Raw genomic sequence first — 20,501 nt, forward strand, 5'->3', positions numbered from 1 at the left:
AAAAATCATTTAAACTTAAATCTGTCAAAATAACATCTTATATTGTCAACCTATTCTTTCTTTTCTGCGTTATATAGTAGGTAACTGTAAAAAAGGAAGAATGGGGATCGAATGACAGGATTTTCCATTTCTATGGACTTAGCGCCAAAGCAGTCTGGATCAGAAGTTGATAGTGTTCATGTGAATACGGCTGAACATCGCCTAAAACATTTTATGAATGAAGTCACAGGACGCGCGCTGGTCATGATGGAAAGTGCAACACAGGGGCAACAAGGTATAGCGATGGATTTGGTACAGGAAGCTTTTATTTCTTTACACAAATCTTATGCCGATAAAACTCTTGATGAATGGTATCCCCTGTTCTATACGATTTTAAATAACAAATTACAGGACTGGCGACGTAAAGAAGCGCGCCGATCTAATCCTTTTTCTTTTTTTAAAAAGGTGAGTCTTGATAGTGATAATGATGAAGTCATTGAGGTTGTTGATGAAACAACACTGAATCCTTCAGATTTTTTAAGTCAGGAAGTCACCATTGAAGAAATTCAAGAAGCCATTGCAGAACTTCCGCTACGTCAGCAGCAAGCATTTATGTTACGTGCGTGGGAAGGCTTTGATACACAAACCACTGCACAGATCATGAATTGTAGCGAAGGCAGTGTAAAAACGCATTATCATCGCGCTATTCAAGGGCTTCGTACTGCTTTAGCTCATTTAAATCCATCTTTGGGAGGTTCATCAGATGAATCGAGATGATTTTACCAAGCAGGTAACGTCCAAGCTTGATGGACTTGCACGTCACCATAAGCATAAACCTCAGGTCATCGCCAACGTTTTGGATACGATTAAGCGGGAACCACGATCTTTTTATCATATCTGGAAAATGTCTGGCTTTGCTCTCGCTGCGGCGATTACAGGATTTGTCATTTTACCTGCTAGCTTTGATACGTCGGATCAATCACAAAATCAGGTGATGGCAAGTCCAAAACTTTCACCACAAATGGTGGAAGATTTGGAAATGCTGAGTGTTTTAGGTGAGGATAAAGTTCCACATGGTAGCTAAAAAAATAGCGCTGGCACTCTGTGCGCTTAGTTTTTTACAAACCAGTTTTGCTGGTTTTGAACGCTTTTGGATATTTTCAAAAAGTGCAGATACCAAAGTCAATGAAACGTGGAATACCTTATCCGAAAATGAACAACGTGCATTGATCAAACGTTATGAGTCTTTAAAAGATGAACCCAAAGATCAATCTGTTGATTTACAGCAAAGAATGGATTGGTTTACTCAATTGCCTGAGCAAGAAAAGCAAAAAATGCGTGACGCATGGCAAAAGATGAGCACTCAGGAAAGAAATGATTTGCGTAAACGTATGCAAAAGGCCCCTTTAGAGGAGCGTGCTGCAATACGTGAAGAATACATAGAAAAATATTTGACGCCCCAATCTCACTGATCAAAAAGCCAGTCGTTAAAGACTGGTTTTTTATTGACTAAACTTGATTACCACGTAGTGAATGATAATAAATCTGATTACGACCCAATTTTTTTGCACGATATAAGGCTTGATCCGCATACGAGAGTAGTTCTTGTTGATCAATATTGGCTTCACCCCGATATACTGTTATTCCTAAACTAATCGTGATTTGCTTCGAAACTAGCGATTTTTCATGATGAATTTCAAGCCGTTCAATCGAACGATAAATATTCGATGCAACTGCATAAGCCCCTTGTGCATCGGTTTCAGGTAATAACACCACAAATTCTTCGCCCCCATAGCGAGCCACGAAGTCCATGTGCCGAATCGAATTTTTTATGGCTTTTGCCAGACTGGCTATGACATGATCACCCATCTGATGCCCATAAAAATCATTATAATTTTTAAAAAAATCGATATCGATAAACAAAATTCCTAAAGAGCTGTTATCCCTTCGGGTCTGTAAATAGAACACATCTAACATTTCATCGAAAGTTCGTCGGTTAGAAAGTTGGGTTAATCCATCATGCTGACTCAGATGTAAAAATTCAGAGGCATGAATGCGCTGAATATTTTCATTAATTTCAGAAAGCTTTGCATTTAAAAACAACATTCTTTCTTTAGATACCAACATTGAACTAATGGCAAAACCTAATAAACAACTCCCGATTAAAGCGCGCGTTAAAATCACCAGATGAAAATCAATATTAAAAACTGTAAGCCACGTCAACGTAATCAATGCAGATAGCATTCCGACCATTAACATATGTATAGGTTTTAGCCCACTCAGAATAAAACCCAACATATATATAAATGAGATCAATAACATCGCCTGATTTTTAAGTGCCTCGCTCTGTACAGTCATCATCAGAATTGATGTGACAACAATTGCCCAAAGCACGATCGTATAGGCTGCCTGATAAAAATATGGCCTTAATGATGAAATTTTGGCAAAAGCGACATAAACCAATAAACATACCGCCCCATTGATCACGCTTAAAAGACATCGAACAAAATCTGAAATAAAATATTGTTTCTCGATGACCATATAATCACCAGGAACCGTCAATAACATAAAAATAATATAGGTGACGAGACCGCTCCAAAAAAATTGAATAGTATTTAGCCGTGTACGCTCAATATGCATATTCCAGAACTGCTTTTCCAATACCCTTGGTAAAGCCCGATTGGTCTGTTTTTCACGTACATGTGAAAGCTGTTCAACTTCTTCTTTTCTTTTATGAAGCTCGTCAAGGTTGTATTTATAATCCATTACACCCTGCAAGAAATCATCCTTATTTGAATAAAAATAATACACTTAACATGACTTTTATCAACCTGATTTCGCTTTTTATCCATAAAACTGTTTACCATTTTGAGCATATATGGATTATCATCTGTTTTATTTTTCAGTTTGAATCGCCTTGGATACTATTACTCTTCTTCAGCCCGATGACTGGCACGCTCATTTACGTGATGGTTTAGCCCTACAACGTACTGTTCCTGATTTAGCTCAACAATTTGCCCGCGCAATCTGTATGCCTAATCTGGTTCCACCAGTAAAAACTGTTGAAGAAGCACTGGCCTACCGTGAACGCATCATGGCGCATGTACCTGAAGGGATAAATTTTGATCCGCGTATGGTGTTGTATTTCACTGATCAAACATCTCCAGATGAAGTCCGTAAAATTAAAGCTTCAGCACATGTCAATGCAATTAAGCTCTATCCTGCTGGTGCAACCACCAATTCAGACAATGGGGTCAGTGATATCCGCAAAGTCTATGCGGTGATTGAACAACTCGAAGAACATCAGGTTCCATTATTACTGCATGGTGAAGTCACTCATCATCATGTAGATATTTTTGATCGTGAAAAACGTTTTCTTGATGAAATTTTATCGCCATTATTAAAACAATTTCCAAAGCTTAAACTGGTTCTTGAACACATCACCACCAGCGAAGCTGCACATTTTGTACTTGAACATGATCGCAATGTGGCTGCAACTATTACCCCGCAGCACTTATTGTTTAATCGTAATGATATGTTGGTCGGTGGAGTTAAACCACACTTCTATTGTTTACCGATTTTAAAACGTCAAACGCACCAACAAACATTGATTGAAGTTGCAACCAGTGGTAATCCAAAGTTTTTCTTGGGTACAGATAGTGCACCGCATTCGAAAAATGCTAAAGAAAATGCATGTGGCTGTGCAGGCTGCTATAGTGCCCCCACTGCAATTGAGCTGTATGCGCAAGCATTTGATCAAGTCGGTAAAATTGAACGACTTGAGGGCTTTGCCAGTCACTTTGGGGCAGACTTTTATGGTTTACCGCGCAATACGACAACCATTACCTTGGTCAAAGAGGAACAAACCATTCCAGAACAGCTCGATTATCTGGATGGTGAAAAAATTATTCCGCTGTATGCAGGTAAAACTCTTCAATGGAGGAAAGTGTGAACCAACAAATCAGCGCTCCACCCGTGATTGGGCAGCGTTTTCGTGGTTTTTTGCCTGTTGTAGTCGATGTCGAAACAGCGGGCTTTAATTCACAAACAGATGCTTTACTCGAAATCGCCTGTATTCCGATTGTTTATAACGAAGCAGGTCAGTTTGTACCTGGTGAGGCTTATCATGCGCACATCAATCCATTTGAAGGCGCTAATCTTGATCGAAGATCTTTAGATTTTATTGGGATTGATCCTTTTAACCCCATGCGTGTTGCCATGGCTGAAGATGAAAAAACAGCGCTACGCCGTATTTTTAAATCGCTCAATGAGGTGCGTCGTCAACAACAATGTACCCATGCGGTACTGGTTGGTCATAATGCGCATTTTGATCTTGGTTTTTTACAAGCAGCGATTGCACGTACTTCAACCAAAAATCAGAATCCATTTCATAGCTTCTCGGTGTTTGATACCGTAACTTTAAGCGCTGTCATGTTTGGTCAAACAGTATTGGCAAGGGCCTGTATTCAGGCTGGAATCGAGTTTGACGGTAAAGAAGCACATTCGGCTTTGTACGATACACAAAAGACGGCTGAACTGTTTTGCTATATTTTGAACAAACTCGCTCCTTACTTACTTGACACTTTACCGGCGGATTCTTAAGATACCGCCATCCTCAACGTCCCTATCGTCTAGAGGCCTAGGACATCGCCCTTTCACGGCGGTAACCGGGGTTCGAATCCCCGTAGGGACGCCATATTTTTAAAATCCTTTCTTTTTTATTGTGCCTATTGGCTATTGTTTGTCTGCCTCAAGATTGCACATTTCTAATTTTTCTCTACAATAGCGCGCTTGTCCATTTTGAACGTGACGTTGTGTATGCAACCATCTGAATCTTCAAATATCACCTCATCCAGTGATTCTGCTCCATTAAAACGAGCAATGAGTACGCGCCATTTGGTTATGCTTTCTTTAGGCGGTGCAATTGGTACAGGTCTTTTTTTAGGCTCAGGTGAAGTCATTTCTCAAACAGGCCCAGTTGGAGCAATTCTTGCCTATATTTTAGGTGGATTGATTGCCTACATGGTGATGCTGTGTTTAGGCGAATTAGCTGTACATATGCCTGTTTCTGGTTCTTTTGGGGCGTATGCAGCCAAATATATTGGCCCAAGTACAGGCTATATGGTGTCGTGGCTCTACTGGCTGACATGGACAGCAACGCTCGGAACCGAGTTTACCGCCGCGGCATTACTGATGCAGGAATGGTTTCCTCATATTTCGATGTGGATCTGGACACTGATCTTTGCAGCCACTATTTTCACACTCAATCTCAGCTCGACCAAAATTTTTGCTGAATCGGAGTTTTGGCTTTCACTGGTGAAAGTCATAACCGTCATCAGTTTTATTATTTTAGGCTTGCTGGCTATTGTGGGCTTCATTTCATTTCATGGTTATGAATCAGCTCCTCTATTTAGTAATTTAACTGCACAAGGCTGGTTTCCTCAGGGATTCATGCCGATTTTCGCTACCATGCTGATTGTGAACTTTGCTTTTTCGGGTACAGAACTGATTGGTGTTGCAGCAGGCGAAACAAAAGATCCTGCGGATAATGTCCCCAAAGCGATTAATGCAGCAATCTGGCGTTTATTGATCTTCTTTGTGGGTACAATTATTGTGATCAGTGCCCTACTGCCTTTTGAACAAGCAGGTTTAGGCGGTCATAGTGTGAGTAATAGTCCGTTTGTTACGGTATTTAACTACATTGGGATTCCTTATGCGGATGATATTATTCGTTTCGTGATTATCACTGCGCTACTTTCCGCAGCCAATTCAGGTTTATATGCTGCTTCACGGATGATGTGGTCACTCTCCTCACAGCAACATTTACCACGTATTTTTTCTAAACTCACCAAAAGTGGTACACCTATTGTTGCCTTAATTGTGACTATGTTCGGTGCAATTCCAGGACTATTATCTGAGCAATTTGCACCTGAAACGATTTTTAAAAATCTCTTGGGTGTAGCAGCATTTACCATGGTTGTGGTCTGGATGAGTATCTGTTTAAGTCAGTTTAATTTCAGAAGACAATGGTATAAGACAGGTCATACAGTTCAGGATTTGAAATTTGCAGCGCCACTTTTTCCAATTGTGCCGATTTTAGGGTTTTTCTTCTGCCTGATTACTTGCTTAAGTATGGCGGCGGATCCTGAAATGCTGACAGGTTTTATTTGCTGTCTAATTTTTATTGCTTTGTGCTATGTGAGCCATTTTATATTTTATCGTAATTCGAATCATTAAACGCTAATAACTTCATTTTTCTAGCAAAAGTGTAGCAAATCGCTACACTTTTTTTATTTGTATGGCTGGTATCTCCAGACCTCTCAGTGCTACAGTCAAATCAAGCATAAGAATAATTGATACCATGAAAATGAAACTAATTTTTATACACGGTGCACAACAACAAGGCTTTGATGCTCAAGGCTTACAAAATCACTGGTTAAATATTTTTAAACTCGGTTTAGATCATCTTGATGTTCAGGTTCCATTTCAAAATCTTAATCTAGCTTTTCCTTACTATGGCGATTTAATCCATCAACATCGATTGGCGCAATTAGATACGCCCTTAGATGCTTTTATGCCACAAGCATGGCAAGACTGGCATTTACCCTATTTACAAAATCCTGAACCGCAACAGATTGATCAGGATCGAAAATTAATTCCTTTATTGGCGAAACACCATGAGGAATTAAGTTTGACTTCGCGTTTATATTTGTTTTCGCATTTAGCCAAAGATCATGTATTACGTGAATTTGTGATGTTATTAAACAAATTTCCCAAATTGCATGAAAATATGTTGCATCGATATATTCTGGAAGTGTATTTGTATCTCGCCAATCCAGACTTTATGAATGATGTACATCAGCGTGTGATTCAATCTTTTGACGAAGATGAAGAATACATCATTGTGGCACATTCACTCGGAACGGTGATTGCCTATAATTTACTGCAACAGCTTTCAAAGAAAGTAAAAATAAAGCGCTTCATTACTCTTGCTTCACCACTGGCTTTTCGAGTAGTGCAATCCAGACTGAATCGTCCAACAGAACAACTCGAAGCCTTGCAAGGAGATTGGCATAATTTTTATTCGCATGAAGACTATTTGACCACTTTTCCGCTTGATCATAGCTTTTTCAATTTTCAACCGTCGATTATCAATCAAGGAATTTCGACTTTTGCGCATAAACCTCATGAGATCGTAGGTTATTTACAGCATCCTTTAGTGGTACAAAGCATTATTGAATCGATTTGTCCAAATGAAGCCTTGAGGCTAGATCCAGAACAAGCGAGTTAAAACTCAAGTTTGACAGTGAAATTGAAAATTCAGCACAAATTAAATCGTAGGGTTTTAATCGTTATATAGCACATAGCCGTGTCCTCGACAAAATGCAGCCAAAGCCAAACCTGAATGTTTAGCCATCTCAATCGCCAAACTGGTGGGGGCAGAAATACATGCGAGTAAGGCAATGTTCAGTCGAGCACATTTTCGTACCAATTCATAACTGGCTCGACTGGTCATGAGCACAAAACCATTGGAAACATCCAATTGTTGCTGTGCAATATATCCAAGTAACTTGTCCAGTGCATTATGTCGTCCTACATCTTCAAACAAAATGCAAATTTCACCATTCACTACCCATGCAGCGGCGTGTGCTCCTCCAGTCAATGCTGTGATTTTTTGTTTTGCATTTAACTGTAAAACTGCTTGTGGAATATCATTGAGCCATGTCGATAAAAATTTGGTACTGACTGACGTTACATCCTGATGAAGCTGTTGTAGACTTTCTATCCCACAAAGTCCACAACCAGTACGACCAGTCATAGCACGACGATGCTGCTTCAATGCCGCAAAAGCACGCGATGAAATCGTCATGCCTACCTGAATCCCTAGCTCATTTTCTACAATGTCAAGTGTGTAGAGTTCAGCGAGATGTTGCAGAATACCTTCCGATAAACTAAAACCTTTGGCAAAGACGTCAAGATCCGTCGGAGTCACCATCATCACGGCATGAGAAATCCCATTGTAAACCAGTGCTACAGGGGTTTCTTGCACGACGTCGTCTAACTGCTCCTGAACACTTCCATGACTATAACGCTGAACGATCAAAGGTTCATAACCTAATGGCGACTGTAAGGTATCATCCATCGATTTTTCCTTATCAGAAAATGGCGCTTTTGACACGCCATTTCCACATGAATAGAACACTAACTGACTTTCGTCGTAGCAATAATTTGATCGGCTTTCTCAGGATCAACCTCTGCCGCCAGATTAAAATGTTCAGGCGCATGTCCTACATGCAAAATCACTGGCACACTTTTAGAAGCTGGTATCTTGGCGTATTTGTCATGGCTACTCAGCGCCACAAGTGGATTAGTTTCAGGATAGTAAGCCGCCAAACTTCCACGCGGGATGTTATAAGGCACAATCCGAAAACTATGCACAATGCGCTTTATCCCATCTGAATAAATACTTTCAATATCGACCCATTGATCAGGCTGAAAACCTGCTGCTTCAATATCCTGTTCATTCATAAATAAGACACGGCGCTGTCCATATACCCCTCGATAACGGTCATCCAGACCATACAAAGTCGTATTGTATTGATCATGCGAACGTGTGGTCATGAGTGTATAGACTTTAGCCTCGGTGTAAGCATCTGCATAGCGATGTTCGTGATCTGCATAGACTTCCGAAATCGGAGTAATTAAAAATTGCGCCTTGCCACTTGGCGTATTCCAGATATGTTGATTGGCAGGGTGTTCCAAATGAAAACCGCCGGGTTGATAAACACGCTGATTAAAGTCATGAAACTCATCAAAGACTTCCGAAATCGCATCACGAATACGATCATAACTTTCGATATACCAACGCCATTTGATTTGACTCTTAGGCAAGGTTGCTTCGGCAATTCTGGCGATAATATCGGGCTCAGAGAGTAAATCTGATGAAATCGGTTCATTGCGTCCAGCAGACAAATGTACATTACTCATAGAATCTTCAACGGAAATTGACTGTGGCCCATGTTTTTGGATATCAACTTCAGTACGCCCCAAACAGGGCAACATTAAGGCATCTTGTCCACAAACCAGATGACTTCGATTCATTTTCGTGGTGATGTGTACCGTCAAATTACAAGCACGTAAGGCTTGCTGAGTATATTCAGTGTCAGGTGTGGCAACCGCAAAATTCCCTCCTAAGCCAATGAAAACTTTGACTCGCCCTTCTGCCATCGCTTTAATGGTTTCAACCACACCCATGCCATTTTCTCGCGGAGATTGAATACCAAATACCCGATCAATATTGTCCAGCATTTTAGGACTTGGCAGTTCATTAATGCCCATGGTTCGGTCACCCTGAACGTTACTATGACCACGAATCGGTGCCAAACCCGCACCAGGACGACCGATATGCCCCCGCGCTAACATGAGATTGGCAAGCATATGTACATTGGCTGTACCATGACGATGCTGGGTAATGCCCATGCCCCAACAGAAAATGGCACGTTTGGATTCAAGATAAAGCTTGGCTAATGCCTCCAGATGTTCAGGGCTAAGACCCGTATGCGGATGAATGTCTGACCATGAAGTATTTTGCACTTCTGCACGCATTTCTTCAAAACCAATCGTATTCACCACAATAAATGAGCGATCAAATACACTTTCCTTCGATTTGGCAATCGCCTGTTGATCCCACTCTAACAGGTGTTTAAGCATTCCAAACATAATGGCATAATCACCGCCCACTTTCGGTTGAAAATAATAGCGGCTAATCGGTGTGCTACCATTAGTGATCATTTCCAAGGGCGCTTGTGGATCCTGAAAACGCTCCAAGCCACGTTCTTTTAAAGGATTAATTGCAATAATAGTTCCACCGCGTTTCGATACTTCTCTTAAGGTCGCGAGCATTCGAGGATGATTGGTCCCCGGATTATGACCGAAACTAAAAATCGCATCTGCCTGATCGAAATCATCTAGTGTCACGGTCCCCTTGCCTAAACCAATCGAATCTTTTAAACCGACGCTGGTGGTTTCATGGCACATGTTGGAACAATCAGGAAAATTATTGGTGCCATAACTTCGCACAAAAAGCTGATACAGGAAAGCAGCCTCGTTACTGGCTCGTCCTGAAGTATAAAATGCGGCTTGATTAGGATCATCCAATGCCTGTAGATGCTTGGCAATCAACTCAAAGGCCTCATCCCAGCTAATAGGAACGTATTTGTCCGTTACGACATCGTAACGCATCGGATCGGTAATCCGCCCTGCATCTTCCAGAAAAAAGTCACTTTGTTCAGTTAACCAGCTTACCGTATGTGTTGCAAAAAACTCAGGACTGACACGTTTACTGGTAGCTTCAAATGCAACTGCTTTTGCACCATTCTCACAAAAATTAAAAGCATGCGCATCTTTCTTTTCTGGCCATGCGCATCCCGGACAGTCAAAACCTGTCGGCTGATTAATATTGAGCAGTGAAATAGAACCTTTTTTGAACGTTTCCTGACGTTTTAAATTTCGGGCTACACTGAGTAAGGCTCCCCAACCTCCAGCAGGTTGATCGTAGGGTTCAATTCTTGCATAGCCATGATCGTGTTCTGGCTTTTGATTATCATGATCCATCACTTCACCTGCCGTTATTTATATTGTAAGAGACGATTAAACACATTAAATTCATCATCGAAAGCAAATCGTGGTTCTATATTTTCTGTTCCTGGATTTTCTGGTTCTGGAATTTTATATATGTGGGTTCAATGTTTGGACTTAATTTATCTTGATCTTTGAATGAATATCTACTTTTCAAACCCGATTTTCAATGCGTTATTACATAAATCTAAACAGATCAAAATAAAAAACTCCACAAAAGTGGAGTCTCAAAATTTTTAAATCAGAACTTAGCCTGCTTTGCGCTTTTGTACAATGAGCGAACCGACTGAGTAACCTGCACCGAATGAACAAATCACACCGTATTCACCCGCATCGACCTGATTACCCGTACGATGCAAGGCAATGATCACCCCAGCCGATGAGGTATTGGCAAATTCATCCAGAATAATCGGTGTACGATCAGCTTCGGCTTCTTTACCCAAAACTAATTTTGCAACCAGTTGGTTCATATTGGCATTGGCTTGATGTAACCAGAAACGTTTAACATCATCCGCGGGGATCTGCATTTTTTCCAGTTGACCTGTAATGATTTTGGCAACCAAAGGACAAACATCTTTAAATACTTTACGGCCATCCTGACGGAACTGTTTGTCGTCACGACTGGTTTCTTCACTACTGTTTAAGAAGCCAAAGTTATTACGGATATTATTGGAGAACTGAGTAAACAAATGAATATCTAGAATTTCAAAACCTTCTTTGGTTTCGGTGTCTTCAATAATTGAAGCGGTGGCAACATCACCAAAAATAAAGTGACAGTCACGTGAACGATAATCGGTATGTCCTGATGTAATCTCAACATTGACCAATAATACGCGGCGCGCACCTGATTTAATCGCATCAGCGGCTTGTTTTAGACCAAAAGTTGCGGCTGAACAGGCGACATTCATGTCATAAGCATAACCTTGAATGCCTAATGCTGACTGAATTTCAATGGCAACAGCAGGGTAAGCACGCTGGATATTTGAACAAGCCAAAATCACCACGTCGATATCTTCTGGCCCTACGCCTGCATTTTGCATGGCTTGTTTGGCTGCAATCACGCCCCACTCTGCTTGTAATGAAATCTCATCATCACTGCGTTCACGCAAGTGTGGACGTAATCGTGCTGGATCAAGTACCCCTGATTTTTCAACCACATAACGACTTTTAACACCAGATGCTTTTTCAATAAAATCAGCACTTGAACCACGACGCTCAGGCAACTCGCCTACGGCTATTTTATCTGCATTTTCTGTATTGTAACGTTCCACATAAGCATTAAGCGTTTCAACCAGTTCTTCGTTGCTGATTGTTTCGGTCGGATGAAATAGACCAGTTCCAGTAATACGGATGCCCATGTAAAACTCCTTGTTAAGAATGTAAGTATTCTAACCGATTCCTTGTTTTTCCCATAGTTTTTGTAGCCGAGTGGGAGAAACAGGCATCTTGGTTTTCATCGGTTGAGAAAATAAGGAAATTCGAAATTCCTCTACCATAAAGTATAGCTCTTTAATTTGAGGATTGTTTTTAAACTTAAATAGTTTATCCATCCATGGATCAACGTCTTTAATTGCAGCTTCATCACGTTGCAAATTATTCGGCAAACGCTCCAGACGCATCAACAATGCTTTTAAATAACGTGGATATTCAAGCCAGACCTCTGAGCTACGGGTATAAACAAAATCACTGAGTTGCATCAAATCCAGTTGATCTTCAATATCATCGATACTGCGTCCAAAAATCTCGGTATCTAGCATCATGAGTTGACGGCGTATGCTTTGCCACTGAATAAAAATATCCGAAATGACTTGAAGCGCCTGTTGCCCATGCGTTAAAAACGTCTGCTTAACGTCCTGTAATAATTGCTGAAACTCAGCCTGATTGACTGGCAGTTGATCGATACTCAGTTGCAATGTCGCATAGACCAGCATCTGTTCAAGTTTGGCTTTATCCCCCAAAGGAGAATAAGCCAAAGCCAATGGTTTAGAGATTTGCTTTTTCAACTGTCTGACCAGATCACCCAGTTGCATATGCACTAAACCAATAATCCCTTCTCGATGCTGTCTGATTGCTTCAGCCTGATCATTAAAAGTTTGAATCACCACGCCAGATTCATCTTTTTGTTGCAATTCAGCAAACTTTTTGACTGGAACTAAAGCCTGATATTGCTTGACCACCACGCCTGTGACTTTCTGTGATGCTTCAAACACAAAGCTTTCTGGGAAAGTTTTAAACTCGCCTTGCATTTGTTTGACCGGACGATGGGTTTCAGTACGGCAACGTGCTTTTAATTCAGCTAAATCGCGACCTTTTTCAATCACTCGACCTTTTTCATCAACGACTAAGATAAAAGGCACCAGATATTGGTCAATACGTTCAAAAGAAAAATCTTTTTCGGTGATCTGTTCACCACGTAGCGCAAACGCCAGAAACTTAAAAATATGCTCGCGTAAATGGGTTGCATCGACACTTTGCATCAGTTTTTTAGCGGTATCTGGAATCGGGACTAAATGTCGACGTTTGTCTTTGGGTAAGGCTTTGAGTAAGGCCTCGATCAAATCCAGCCGCCATCCCGGAATGCCCCACGACCATAAATTTTCGTCAACTTGGGCTAAAGCCTGCACAGGAATTTTAACGGTTGCACCATCCTGATCATGACTTGGATCAAAACGATAAGTAGTCGCTAAACGTAAATCACCGTTGTGTAAATAATCAGGAAATTGTTGCGTGGTGGGTCGATCACTTTGCCAAAGCGCATCATCTTCAACAAATAAATAACGCGGCTGTTTGGGCTCAATCGTCGCGCGCCAATCTTCAAAACTGCTTCGACTGGCAATATCAGTAGGCACACGTTCTGCATAAAACTGATAAATCGTTTCTTCATCGACCACCAGATCACGTCGGCGTAATTTGTCCTCAACCCGTTCGACTTCTTCAAGTTTGAGTAAATTATGTTTTAAAAATGGCGGCATGATGCCCAGATGACCAGTCGTCAATGCATCTCTGAGAAAAATTTCACGCGCTGCTGGATGATCGACTTTTTCAAAATTAATTAAACGTTTCGGTTCAATAATTAAACCGAACAAAGAAATCTGGGCATAGGCCTGCACAATTCCCGCTTTTTTCGACCAGTGTGGCTCAAAATAGTGATATTTCAACAAGTCACGCGCCGCGAGCAAAATCCATTCGGGATCAATCTTGGCCAGTGTACGCAAATACACCTGAGACGTTTCCACCATTTCAAAGGCCATCACCCACGGCGTATTAGATTTGTGCAAAGTACTGGCAGGAAAGACTTTGGCTTTTTGCTGACGCACTGCCATATAAATATTACGTTCATCAGTTTTATTGGCCACAAAAGACAATAAACCCGTGAGTAATGCACGATGTAAATTTTCATAACTGGCTTTTTTATCGTTAAAAGACAGTTTGATACTTTGCGCTAAATCGACCAATTGCGCATGGGTTTGTTTCCATTCACGTAAACGCAACCAGCTTAAAAAATGCTGACGGGCAAATTGACGCCGTTTATTTTCCGTTGCCATGTCAGGATTATTTTGCAGAGTATCCCAAAGTTTTAAATAAAACAGAAAGTCTGAATCTGCTTCACGGAACAAAGCATGCTTTTGATCCGCCTGCATTTGTTTGTCTGCGGGACGTTCACGCGGATCTTGTACCGCTAGCGCACTGACCACGACCAAAATTTCATTGAGTACACCGAAATGAGAACCACCGACAATCATTCGAGCCAATCTTGGATCAATCGGCATGCGTGACATCATTTGTCCAACTTTGGTTAACTCATGTTTACGCTCGTTCATCGCACCAAGTTCAACCAGAAGTTTACGCCCATCATTGACAAAACGATGATCAGGCGGTTCAATGAAATCAAATTCCTCAACGGTTCCCAAGCCCAGACTTTGCATTTGCAAAATCACTGACGCTAGATTAGTCCGTTTAATTTCAGGTTCGGTAAATTCAGGACGACTGAGAAAATCTTCTTCACTGTAAAGACGAATACAAACCCCAGGTGCAATACGACCACAACGTCCTTTACGCTGATTGGCGGCTGCTTGGGAAATCGCTTCAATTGGTAGCCGTTGAACCCGTGAACGGTAGCTATAACGGGAGATACGCGCAAAACCACTGTCAATCACGTAACGAATATTCGGTACCGTCAACGCAGTTTCAGCCACGTTGGTGGCGATAATAATGCGCCGACCTTTACCGCTTGGACTAAAAATCTTCTGTTGCTCAACCAGACCTAAACGTGCATATAACGGTAAAATTTCAGTATGACGTGGGCCGTGTTTTTGCAAGGTTTCCTGTAACTCTCGAATTTCCTGTTCGGTACTAGAGAAAATCAGAATATCGGCATGTTCAGGATGCCCCTTCTCTTCGGCATCAGCGAAACATTCTTCGACCGCTTGTACCACAGCACGTGGCAAATTTTCTTCAAAATCATCAAACTCGTCGTCATCACTACCTCCAATACTGAGTTCCGAAATTGGGCGATAACGCACTTCGACTGGAAAACTACGCCCTTCGACTTCAAAAATTGGGGCATCATTAAAATAACGACTAAAGCGATTGACATCCAAAGTTGCCGAGGTCACGATGACTTTTAGATCTGGACGTTTTTTTAAAATCTGCTTGAGATAGCCCATGATAAAATCGATATTCAGCGAGCGTTCATGTGCTTCATCGATAATAATCGTATCGTATTTATTTAAGTAGCGATCATGTCCCAGCTCTGCCAATAAAATACCATCGGTCATTAACCGAACGATGGAATCGTTGGAACCCTGTTCATTAAAACGAACTTTAAAACCAATCGATTCTCCTAGTTTTTCCCCGACTTCTTCTGCAATCCGTTGTGAGACACTCCGCGCTGCCAAACGTCGAGGCTGAGTATGACCAATCATGCCTGTTGCACCACGCCGTGCCAACATCGCAATCTGAGGCAACTGGGTGGTTTTACCCGAACCTGTTTCACCCGCCACAATGATCACTTGATGCTGTTGGATGGCGTCAATCAAACGATCCGCATATTGCGTGACAGGCAAATCCTGATTGAGTTTTATTTTGGGAAAACGAGCAATTCGCGCTTTCACCTGAGCATTTGATTTTTCGAATAATTGTTGATATTGCTCTAAATTTTTTTCTTTACCTTTGCCTAGTCGATTTAAACGATGTCGATCACGCACCATCACCCATTGATTTACATCTAAATCACGCTGCACAGATAAAATTTCCTAAATATTGATAAACAAGCGATCTATTTTACGCGGTATAACCTGATAACGAAAGCCATTAGGCTTCTTTCATCAGTCCCTTTTATTTCTTTCTTTGGGAGAAAAATAAAGAGGGTTGCAACAATGATGAAAGAACTGGTTTATTTCTGACAAATTCATTGTTTTTTACATTTTCACCTTGAATTTTTTCTCAATCGCCTGCATGTTCTAATGCAAATCAAATTTATAGGCGATTGTCATTTTCAGATCATAATTTTGCGCTGAAATGATGGAAACCATAATGTGGTGATGGTCATTTTACAGGATTATTAGTTTTTCCGATTCTAATCATGCAAAAATACCATTTCCTCAATAAAATAAAATTCTTTATGCTAAATCAGAATTTTAGAGTTTAAATATAAACCTCAATCATGGAGAAAATGATGAGCTTAATTAATACAGAAGTTAAACCATTCACAGCAACTGCATATCACAACGGTCAATTCGTTGAAGTTTCTGAAGCAAACTTTAAAGGCAAATGGTCTGTTGTTTTCTTCTATCCAGCTGATTTTACATTTGTTTGCCCAACTGAACTTGGTGACCTTGCAGACAACTATGCTGAATTCCAAAAATTAGGCGTAGAAATCTACTCAGTTTCAACTGACACTCATTTCACGCATAAAGCTTGGCATGATTCTTCTGAAGAAATCAAAAAAATCCAATACGTTATGGTTGGCGACCCAACTTGGGCACTTGCTAAAAACTTCGAAGTTCTGATTGAGTCTGCTGGTCTTGCTGACCGTGGTACTTTCGTAATCGATCCAGAAGGTAAAATCCAAATCGTTGAAATCAATGCAGGTGGTATTGGTCGTGATGCGCAAGAACTTCTTCGCAAAGTAAAAGCAGCGCAATACGTTCACTCTCACCCAGGTGAAGTTTGCCCTGCAAAATGGAAAGAAGGCGACGCAACTCTAGCACCTTCAATTGATCTAGTTGGTAAAATCTAATTCTTTAGATTTTAAATAGATCTGGAGCCACCCTTTTGGGTGGCTCTTTCATTTTAAGTGATTAATTTATCATGAATTAAACTTTTACAATTCTCATCTATAGGTGCAGCATCAATTACATTAATGTTCAAATGAGTAGCACGATCTTTTATCGTATGCTGCTCACCTTTAGGGGAGAATTCTATGGAAAAATTGGTTGCCGTCACTTCCTGGAAATACAATGCGGCTTCACGTTATCTAAAAATTTTTTATAATAATGGCAAAGGTGAACTGTATCACCCCGTACCAGAATTTATTTATGACAATTTACTGCGCTCACAAGATAAAACCGCTTTTGTGCAGAAATATTTAGAATTTGATTTACATTTTAGTCGACTGTCGATTTTTTAAATCTCAACAATTTTTTATACGACACATTCTTTATCTTTAGGCAAGGCACGATCGTGTTTATTTAAGCTGAGTCACCTTGCCATACACGCCCGTTTGATCGTTTATTTTGCCACCACCATAAACAAACCTGCGCCGAATGAAATGGTACTGGTTAAAAAATCCCCATCCTGTTTAATCATATTTAAAAAAGCTTTGACCTCAGCCGCGTGGGAAATCACATTATCCACCATCAAGACTCCACCGTTTTTACGCATTAAACGCTTAAGATCATTCCAGTAATTTGGATAATAACTTCGCTCTGCATCCAATAAAATAAAATCAAAGGTGGTTTGGGCTTGTTGTAAATATTGAGCGGCATCTCCCACCCAAAACTCAATAACTGTGTCCAGTTTGAGTTCCTGCGCGTAGTTTTTTGCCTGTTGGCTGCGTTTTTCTTCTATTTCGAGTGTAACAATGTTTGCCCCAGTTGCCTGTGCTGCTTCAGCTAACCATAAAGTTGAATAACCTGTCGATGTGCCTATTTCTAAAATAGATTTGGATTGTTGCGTCCGAATTAGCATCGAAAGAAATTGCGCGGAATCCGGCTCGATATTCCGAAAACGTTGAAGACGATCAGACTGCTTGGCATCGTGTTGTTGAAACTCATCGTATAATTCGGATAGACGCAATAAAAATTCACGATTTAGCATACACTCACCTTTAGAGCTTTTTAAACTTGATGAAGAAAATTAAAACGCGGTACTGGCTGACCATCCACATCAACCGTTTCAATAAACATGGTCAAAGGCCTTACCCAAATAGAATAATCACCATATAAACATTGATAAACGACCAACTCTTCTTCTGTTTCACTATGTCTAGCCACATGAAAAACCTGATAAAGATTACCTTTATAATGTTGATAGATTCCTGCCTGTAGTTTCATGCTGATATTCCTTAAGTATAAGGTTGATCATCTTATCTCATCTCAAGATGTCATTTATATAACAAAGTGATTTTCACTAAGTATGAATCAATAAAGCGTGATTTTTATTACAATCCGTTTATTCAATAAACCGATTAAAATTATAAAAACATACTGTTTCACCTATTTGAAGTTTTATCGTAATATTCTCAACAAGTTAAAAATTTTCTCCTTTGGAGCTTGATTATGTTAGATCAAAATATCAAAACTCAGTTAAAAGCCTATTTAGAACGTTTAGAAAGTCCTATCGAATTGGTCGCTGCTCTGGATGATTCAGACAAAGCTGCCAAAATCAAAGAATTGGTTACTGAAATTGCGGAACTCTCTGATCAAGTCACGGCCCGTTTTGATGGTCAAAATACACGCCGTCCAAGTTTTGGTATTGCCAAAGTCGGTGAACAACCACGTGTGTTCTTTGCGGGTTTACCGATGGGTCATGAGTTTACCTCATTGATCTTAGCCTTATTACAAACTTCAGGTTATGCCCCGAAAGTCTCTGATGAGCTGCTCAACCAGATTAAAGGTTTGAATCTTAAAGCAGACTTTGATGTATTTGTATCTTTGAGCTGTCATAACTGTCCAGATGTGGTTCAGGCACTGAATCTAATTGCGATTTATAACCCCAATACCACTGCGACCATGATTGATGGTGCCTTCTTCCAGGATGAAGTGGAACAACGCAAAATCATGGCAGTTCCGATGGTATTCCAAGATGGCAATCATATCGGTCAAGGTCGTATGACCTTAGAAGAAATTGTGGCAAAACTGGACAGTGGAGCTGCTGAAAAAGATGCGGCGGCAATTAATGCCAAACAGGCTTTTGATGTATTAGTGGTCGGTGCGGGTCCTGCGGGCGGTACTGCGGCGATTTATGCAGCACGTAAAGGCATTCGTACAGGCATGATCGCAGAGCGTTTTGGTGGTCAGGTCATGGACACCATGGACATTGAAAACTTTACTTCTGTACAAAAAACTGTAGGTCCACAGTTTGCTGCGGATATGGAAAAACATGTACGTGAGTACGATGTGGACATTATGAATCTGCAACGTGTCAGTAAAATTGTCGGTGCCGATCAAACTGCTTCAGGTCTGGTGGAAGTTGAACTGGAAAATGGTGCCAAAGTTGAATCGAAAACCGTGATTTTATCGACAGGTGCGCGCTGGAGAAAGATGGGCGTTTCGGGTGAACAGGAATATGCGACTCGTGGTGTAGCGTATTGTCCACACTGTGATGGCCCATTATTCAAAGGCAAAAAAGTTGCGGTAATTGGTGGTGGTAACTCGGGTGTTGAAGCGGCAATTGATCTGGCAGGTATTGTGGAGCATGTGACTTTGGTTGAGTTTGATACCAAACTTCGTGCAGACCAAGTGTTACAGGACAAATTAAATAGCTTGCGGAATGCGACTGTAATCACCCATGCACTTTCAACTGAAGTCGTCGGTGATGGTGCTCAGGTGACCGCTTTGAAATATAAAGACCGTGCCACAGATACAGAACACAGTATTGAACTGTCAGGAATTTTTGTACAGATTGGTTTATTGCCGAACACAGATTTCTTGAAAGGGTCAGTCGAGTTAAGTCCACGCGGTGAGATTATTATCAACGAGCGTAACGAAACCAATGTAGCAGGTGTATTTGCTGCGGGTGACTGTACCACTGTGCCGTATAAGCAGATCATTATTGCCACAGGTGAAGGGGCGAAAGCATCTCTTTCAGCGTTTGATTATATTATTCGGAATAGTTAAACAAATGTTGTAAAAATCAGACTTGATTTTATAGGCTTATCCAACCTCGAAGGATAAGCCTTTTTTTTTATTGCATTTTTTAACATTTTAATTACAAATTATAATCGTCATGAATTGCTTCTTATGCGTACAATTTATTCATCCAGTCATTTTGGATGCCATATTAAAAGGAAAGTTAAAATGAATAAATTTATGATGATTCTTGGTCTTGCTGCGACCGTTGCCCTCGTTGGCTGTAATAAAGATAAAGCACCAGAAACAGGGGCAACGACAGGCGAACATCTTGAAAATGCAGCCACTCAGGCGAGCCATGATGTTGAGCATGCAACTTCTGACGCTGCTGCAAAAATTGATGCGGCTACAGACAATGCAGTCGCGAAAATAGATGCTGCGGCCGATCATGCAGCGGCAACAACTGAACATGCTGCGGATAAAGCAGAAGCAGCAACTCGTGATGCTGCTCACGATGCCGCTGCTTCAGTAGAGAAAACAGCACAAGATGTGAAAAAAGATACTCAACACTGATTGATGTTGATCAAAAAA

The 20,501-nt window shown here is 40.8% G+C and carries 18 protein-coding genes and 1 tRNA gene; 12 read left to right on the forward strand and 7 right to left on the reverse strand.

Going from position 1 to position 20,501, the window contains the following annotated elements; all coding sequences use genetic code 11:
- The first annotated feature begins 132 nt into the window (after positions 1-132).
- From F944_RS03205 to F944_RS03215, 3 genes are read left to right on the forward strand one after another with little or no spacing between them, the layout of a single operon-like run.
- Positions 133-756 (forward strand): RNA polymerase sigma factor, encoded by a 624-nt coding sequence (locus tag F944_RS03205; protein WP_004986856.1) that lies wholly within the window; start codon positions 133-135, stop codon positions 754-756.
- On the forward strand, positions 743-1,063 hold the full coding sequence (locus F944_RS03210) for a hypothetical protein (RefSeq protein WP_004986858.1): 321 nt from the start codon (positions 743-745) through the stop codon (positions 1,061-1,063). Before F944_RS03205 ends, F944_RS03210 begins: the two co-directional genes overlap by 14 nt.
- Positions 1,053-1,451 (forward strand): DUF3106 domain-containing protein, encoded by a 399-nt coding sequence (locus F944_RS03215; RefSeq protein ID WP_004986859.1) that lies wholly within the window; start codon positions 1,053-1,055, stop codon positions 1,449-1,451. Before F944_RS03210 ends, F944_RS03215 begins: the two co-directional genes overlap by 11 nt.
- A 37-nt stretch (positions 1,452-1,488) precedes the next feature.
- Here the strand turns inward: F944_RS03215 and F944_RS03220 are convergent, their stop codons facing one another.
- Positions 1,489-2,745 (reverse strand): GGDEF domain-containing protein, encoded by a 1,257-nt coding sequence (locus F944_RS03220; RefSeq protein WP_004986862.1) that lies wholly within the window; start codon positions 2,743-2,745, stop codon positions 1,489-1,491.
- 151 nt (positions 2,746-2,896) lie between these two features.
- On the opposite strand from F944_RS03220, the gene pyrC reads away from it, so the two are divergent.
- The 5 genes from pyrC to F944_RS03245 all read left to right on the forward strand — a co-directional run bounded on the left by pyrC (position 2,897) and on the right by F944_RS03245 (position 7,270).
- Positions 2,897-3,931: a dihydroorotase gene (gene pyrC / locus F944_RS03225; protein WP_004986865.1), complete on the forward strand. Its 1,035-nt coding sequence runs from the start codon at positions 2,897-2,899 to the stop codon at positions 3,929-3,931.
- The gene (gene rnt / locus F944_RS03230) at positions 3,916-4,581 is read left to right on the forward strand and encodes a ribonuclease T (protein ID WP_035245403.1); all 666 of its coding nucleotides are present in this window, start codon (positions 3,916-3,918) and stop codon (positions 4,579-4,581) included. The genes pyrC and rnt overlap by 16 nt, the downstream gene beginning before the upstream one ends.
- Positions 4,582-4,599: 18 nt before the next feature.
- A tRNA-Glu gene (locus tag F944_RS03235) sits at positions 4,600-4,675 on the forward strand.
- A gap of 122 nt (positions 4,676-4,797) precedes the next feature.
- Positions 4,798-6,216, forward strand: a complete 1,419-nt coding sequence (locus tag F944_RS03240; protein ID WP_004986870.1) for an amino acid permease — start codon at positions 4,798-4,800, stop codon at positions 6,214-6,216.
- Between the two features lie 130 nt (positions 6,217-6,346).
- Positions 6,347-7,270, forward strand: coding sequence for a lipase family protein (locus tag F944_RS03245; RefSeq protein ID WP_005004904.1), 924 nt, complete (start codon positions 6,347-6,349; stop codon positions 7,268-7,270).
- A gap of 54 nt (positions 7,271-7,324) precedes the next feature.
- Here the strand turns inward: F944_RS03245 and fdhD are convergent, their stop codons facing one another.
- The 4 genes from fdhD to hrpA all read right to left on the reverse strand — a co-directional run bounded on the left by fdhD (position 7,325) and on the right by hrpA (position 15,860).
- Entirely contained in the window at positions 7,325-8,122 is a 798-nt protein-coding gene (fdhD, locus tag F944_RS03250; protein WP_004986874.1) for a formate dehydrogenase accessory sulfurtransferase FdhD, read from the reverse strand.
- A 59-nt stretch (positions 8,123-8,181) separates the two neighbouring features.
- Positions 8,182-10,593, reverse strand: a complete 2,412-nt coding sequence (locus tag F944_RS03255) for an FdhF/YdeP family oxidoreductase (RefSeq protein WP_004986876.1) — start codon at positions 10,591-10,593, stop codon at positions 8,182-8,184.
- 272 nt (positions 10,594-10,865) lie between these two features.
- Positions 10,866-11,975, reverse strand: a complete 1,110-nt coding sequence (locus F944_RS03260) for a beta-ketoacyl-ACP synthase III (RefSeq protein ID WP_004986880.1) — start codon at positions 11,973-11,975, stop codon at positions 10,866-10,868.
- Between the two features lie 30 nt (positions 11,976-12,005).
- The gene (gene hrpA, locus F944_RS03265; RefSeq protein ID WP_004986881.1) at positions 12,006-15,860 is read right to left on the reverse strand and encodes an ATP-dependent RNA helicase HrpA; all 3,855 of its coding nucleotides are present in this window, start codon (positions 15,858-15,860) and stop codon (positions 12,006-12,008) included.
- Between the two features lie 434 nt (positions 15,861-16,294).
- On the opposite strand from hrpA, the gene ahpC reads away from it, so the two are divergent.
- Both ahpC and F944_RS03275 read left to right on the forward strand, forming a co-directional pair.
- Positions 16,295-16,858 (forward strand): alkyl hydroperoxide reductase subunit C, encoded by a 564-nt coding sequence (gene ahpC, locus F944_RS03270; RefSeq protein ID WP_004986882.1) that lies wholly within the window; start codon positions 16,295-16,297, stop codon positions 16,856-16,858.
- A gap of 183 nt (positions 16,859-17,041) precedes the next feature.
- A complete protein-coding gene (locus F944_RS03275; RefSeq protein ID WP_004986883.1) occupies positions 17,042-17,248 on the forward strand; it encodes a KTSC domain-containing protein in 207 nt (68 codons plus the stop codon).
- A gap of 101 nt (positions 17,249-17,349) precedes the next feature.
- Here F944_RS03275 and F944_RS03280 read toward each other — a convergent pair whose 3' ends face one another.
- Together F944_RS03280 and F944_RS03285 are read right to left on the reverse strand one after the other, a co-directional pair.
- Positions 17,350-17,937 carry an O-methyltransferase gene (locus tag F944_RS03280; protein ID WP_004986884.1) on the reverse strand — a complete coding sequence of 196 codons (588 nt, stop codon included), beginning with the start codon at positions 17,935-17,937 and terminating at the stop codon, positions 17,350-17,352.
- Between the two features lie 20 nt (positions 17,938-17,957).
- Positions 17,958-18,173, reverse strand: a complete 216-nt coding sequence (locus F944_RS03285; RefSeq protein WP_004986886.1) for a DUF1653 domain-containing protein — start codon at positions 18,171-18,173, stop codon at positions 17,958-17,960.
- 225 nt (positions 18,174-18,398) lie between these two features.
- Here F944_RS03285 and ahpF point away from each other — a divergent pair, with 225 nt between their 5' ends.
- Positions 18,399-19,958, forward strand: coding sequence for an alkyl hydroperoxide reductase subunit F (gene ahpF / locus F944_RS03290; protein ID WP_004986889.1), 1,560 nt, complete (start codon positions 18,399-18,401; stop codon positions 19,956-19,958).
- A 180-nt stretch (positions 19,959-20,138) separates the two neighbouring features.
- Positions 20,139-20,483, forward strand: coding sequence for a hypothetical protein (locus F944_RS03295; RefSeq protein WP_004986891.1), 345 nt, complete (start codon positions 20,139-20,141; stop codon positions 20,481-20,483).
- Positions 20,484-20,501: the final 18 nt, after the last annotated feature.

It is taken from the genome of Acinetobacter ursingii DSM 16037 = CIP 107286, assembly GCF_000368825.1.
Lineage (GTDB): Bacteria > Pseudomonadota > Gammaproteobacteria > Pseudomonadales > Moraxellaceae > Acinetobacter > Acinetobacter ursingii.

Coding starts and splice junctions, on each gene's coding strand:
- F944_RS03205 (WP_004986856.1), top strand. CDS start 133: ATGGACTTAGCGCCAAAGCAGTCTGGATCAGAAGTTGATAGTGTTCAT.
- F944_RS03210 (WP_004986858.1), top strand. CDS start 743: ATGAATCGAGATGATTTTACCAAGCAGGTAACGTCCAAGCTTGATGGA.
- F944_RS03215 (WP_004986859.1), top strand. CDS start 1,053: ATGGTAGCTAAAAAAATAGCGCTGGCACTCTGTGCGCTTAGTTTTTTA.
- F944_RS03220 (WP_004986862.1), bottom strand. CDS start 2,745: ATGGATTATAAATACAACCTTGACGAGCTTCATAAAAGAAAAGAAGAA.
- rnt (WP_035245403.1), top strand. CDS start 3,916: ATGGAGGAAAGTGTGAACCAACAAATCAGCGCTCCACCCGTGATTGGG.
- F944_RS03240 (WP_004986870.1), top strand. CDS start 4,798: ATGCAACCATCTGAATCTTCAAATATCACCTCATCCAGTGATTCTGCT.
- F944_RS03245 (WP_005004904.1), top strand. CDS start 6,347: ATGAAACTAATTTTTATACACGGTGCACAACAACAAGGCTTTGATGCT.
- fdhD (WP_004986874.1), bottom strand. CDS start 8,122: ATGGATGATACCTTACAGTCGCCATTAGGTTATGAACCTTTGATCGTT.
- F944_RS03255 (WP_004986876.1), bottom strand. CDS start 10,593: ATGGATCATGATAATCAAAAGCCAGAACACGATCATGGCTATGCAAGA.
- F944_RS03260 (WP_004986880.1), bottom strand. CDS start 11,975: ATGGGCATCCGTATTACTGGAACTGGTCTATTTCATCCGACCGAAACA.
- ahpC (WP_004986882.1), top strand. CDS start 16,295: ATGAGCTTAATTAATACAGAAGTTAAACCATTCACAGCAACTGCATAT.
- F944_RS03275 (WP_004986883.1), top strand. CDS start 17,042: ATGGAAAAATTGGTTGCCGTCACTTCCTGGAAATACAATGCGGCTTCA.
- F944_RS03280 (WP_004986884.1), bottom strand. CDS start 17,937: ATGCTAAATCGTGAATTTTTATTGCGTCTATCCGAATTATACGATGAG.
- F944_RS03285 (WP_004986886.1), bottom strand. CDS start 18,173: ATGAAACTACAGGCAGGAATCTATCAACATTATAAAGGTAATCTTTAT.
- ahpF (WP_004986889.1), top strand. CDS start 18,399: ATGTTAGATCAAAATATCAAAACTCAGTTAAAAGCCTATTTAGAACGT.
- F944_RS03295 (WP_004986891.1), top strand. CDS start 20,139: ATGAATAAATTTATGATGATTCTTGGTCTTGCTGCGACCGTTGCCCTC.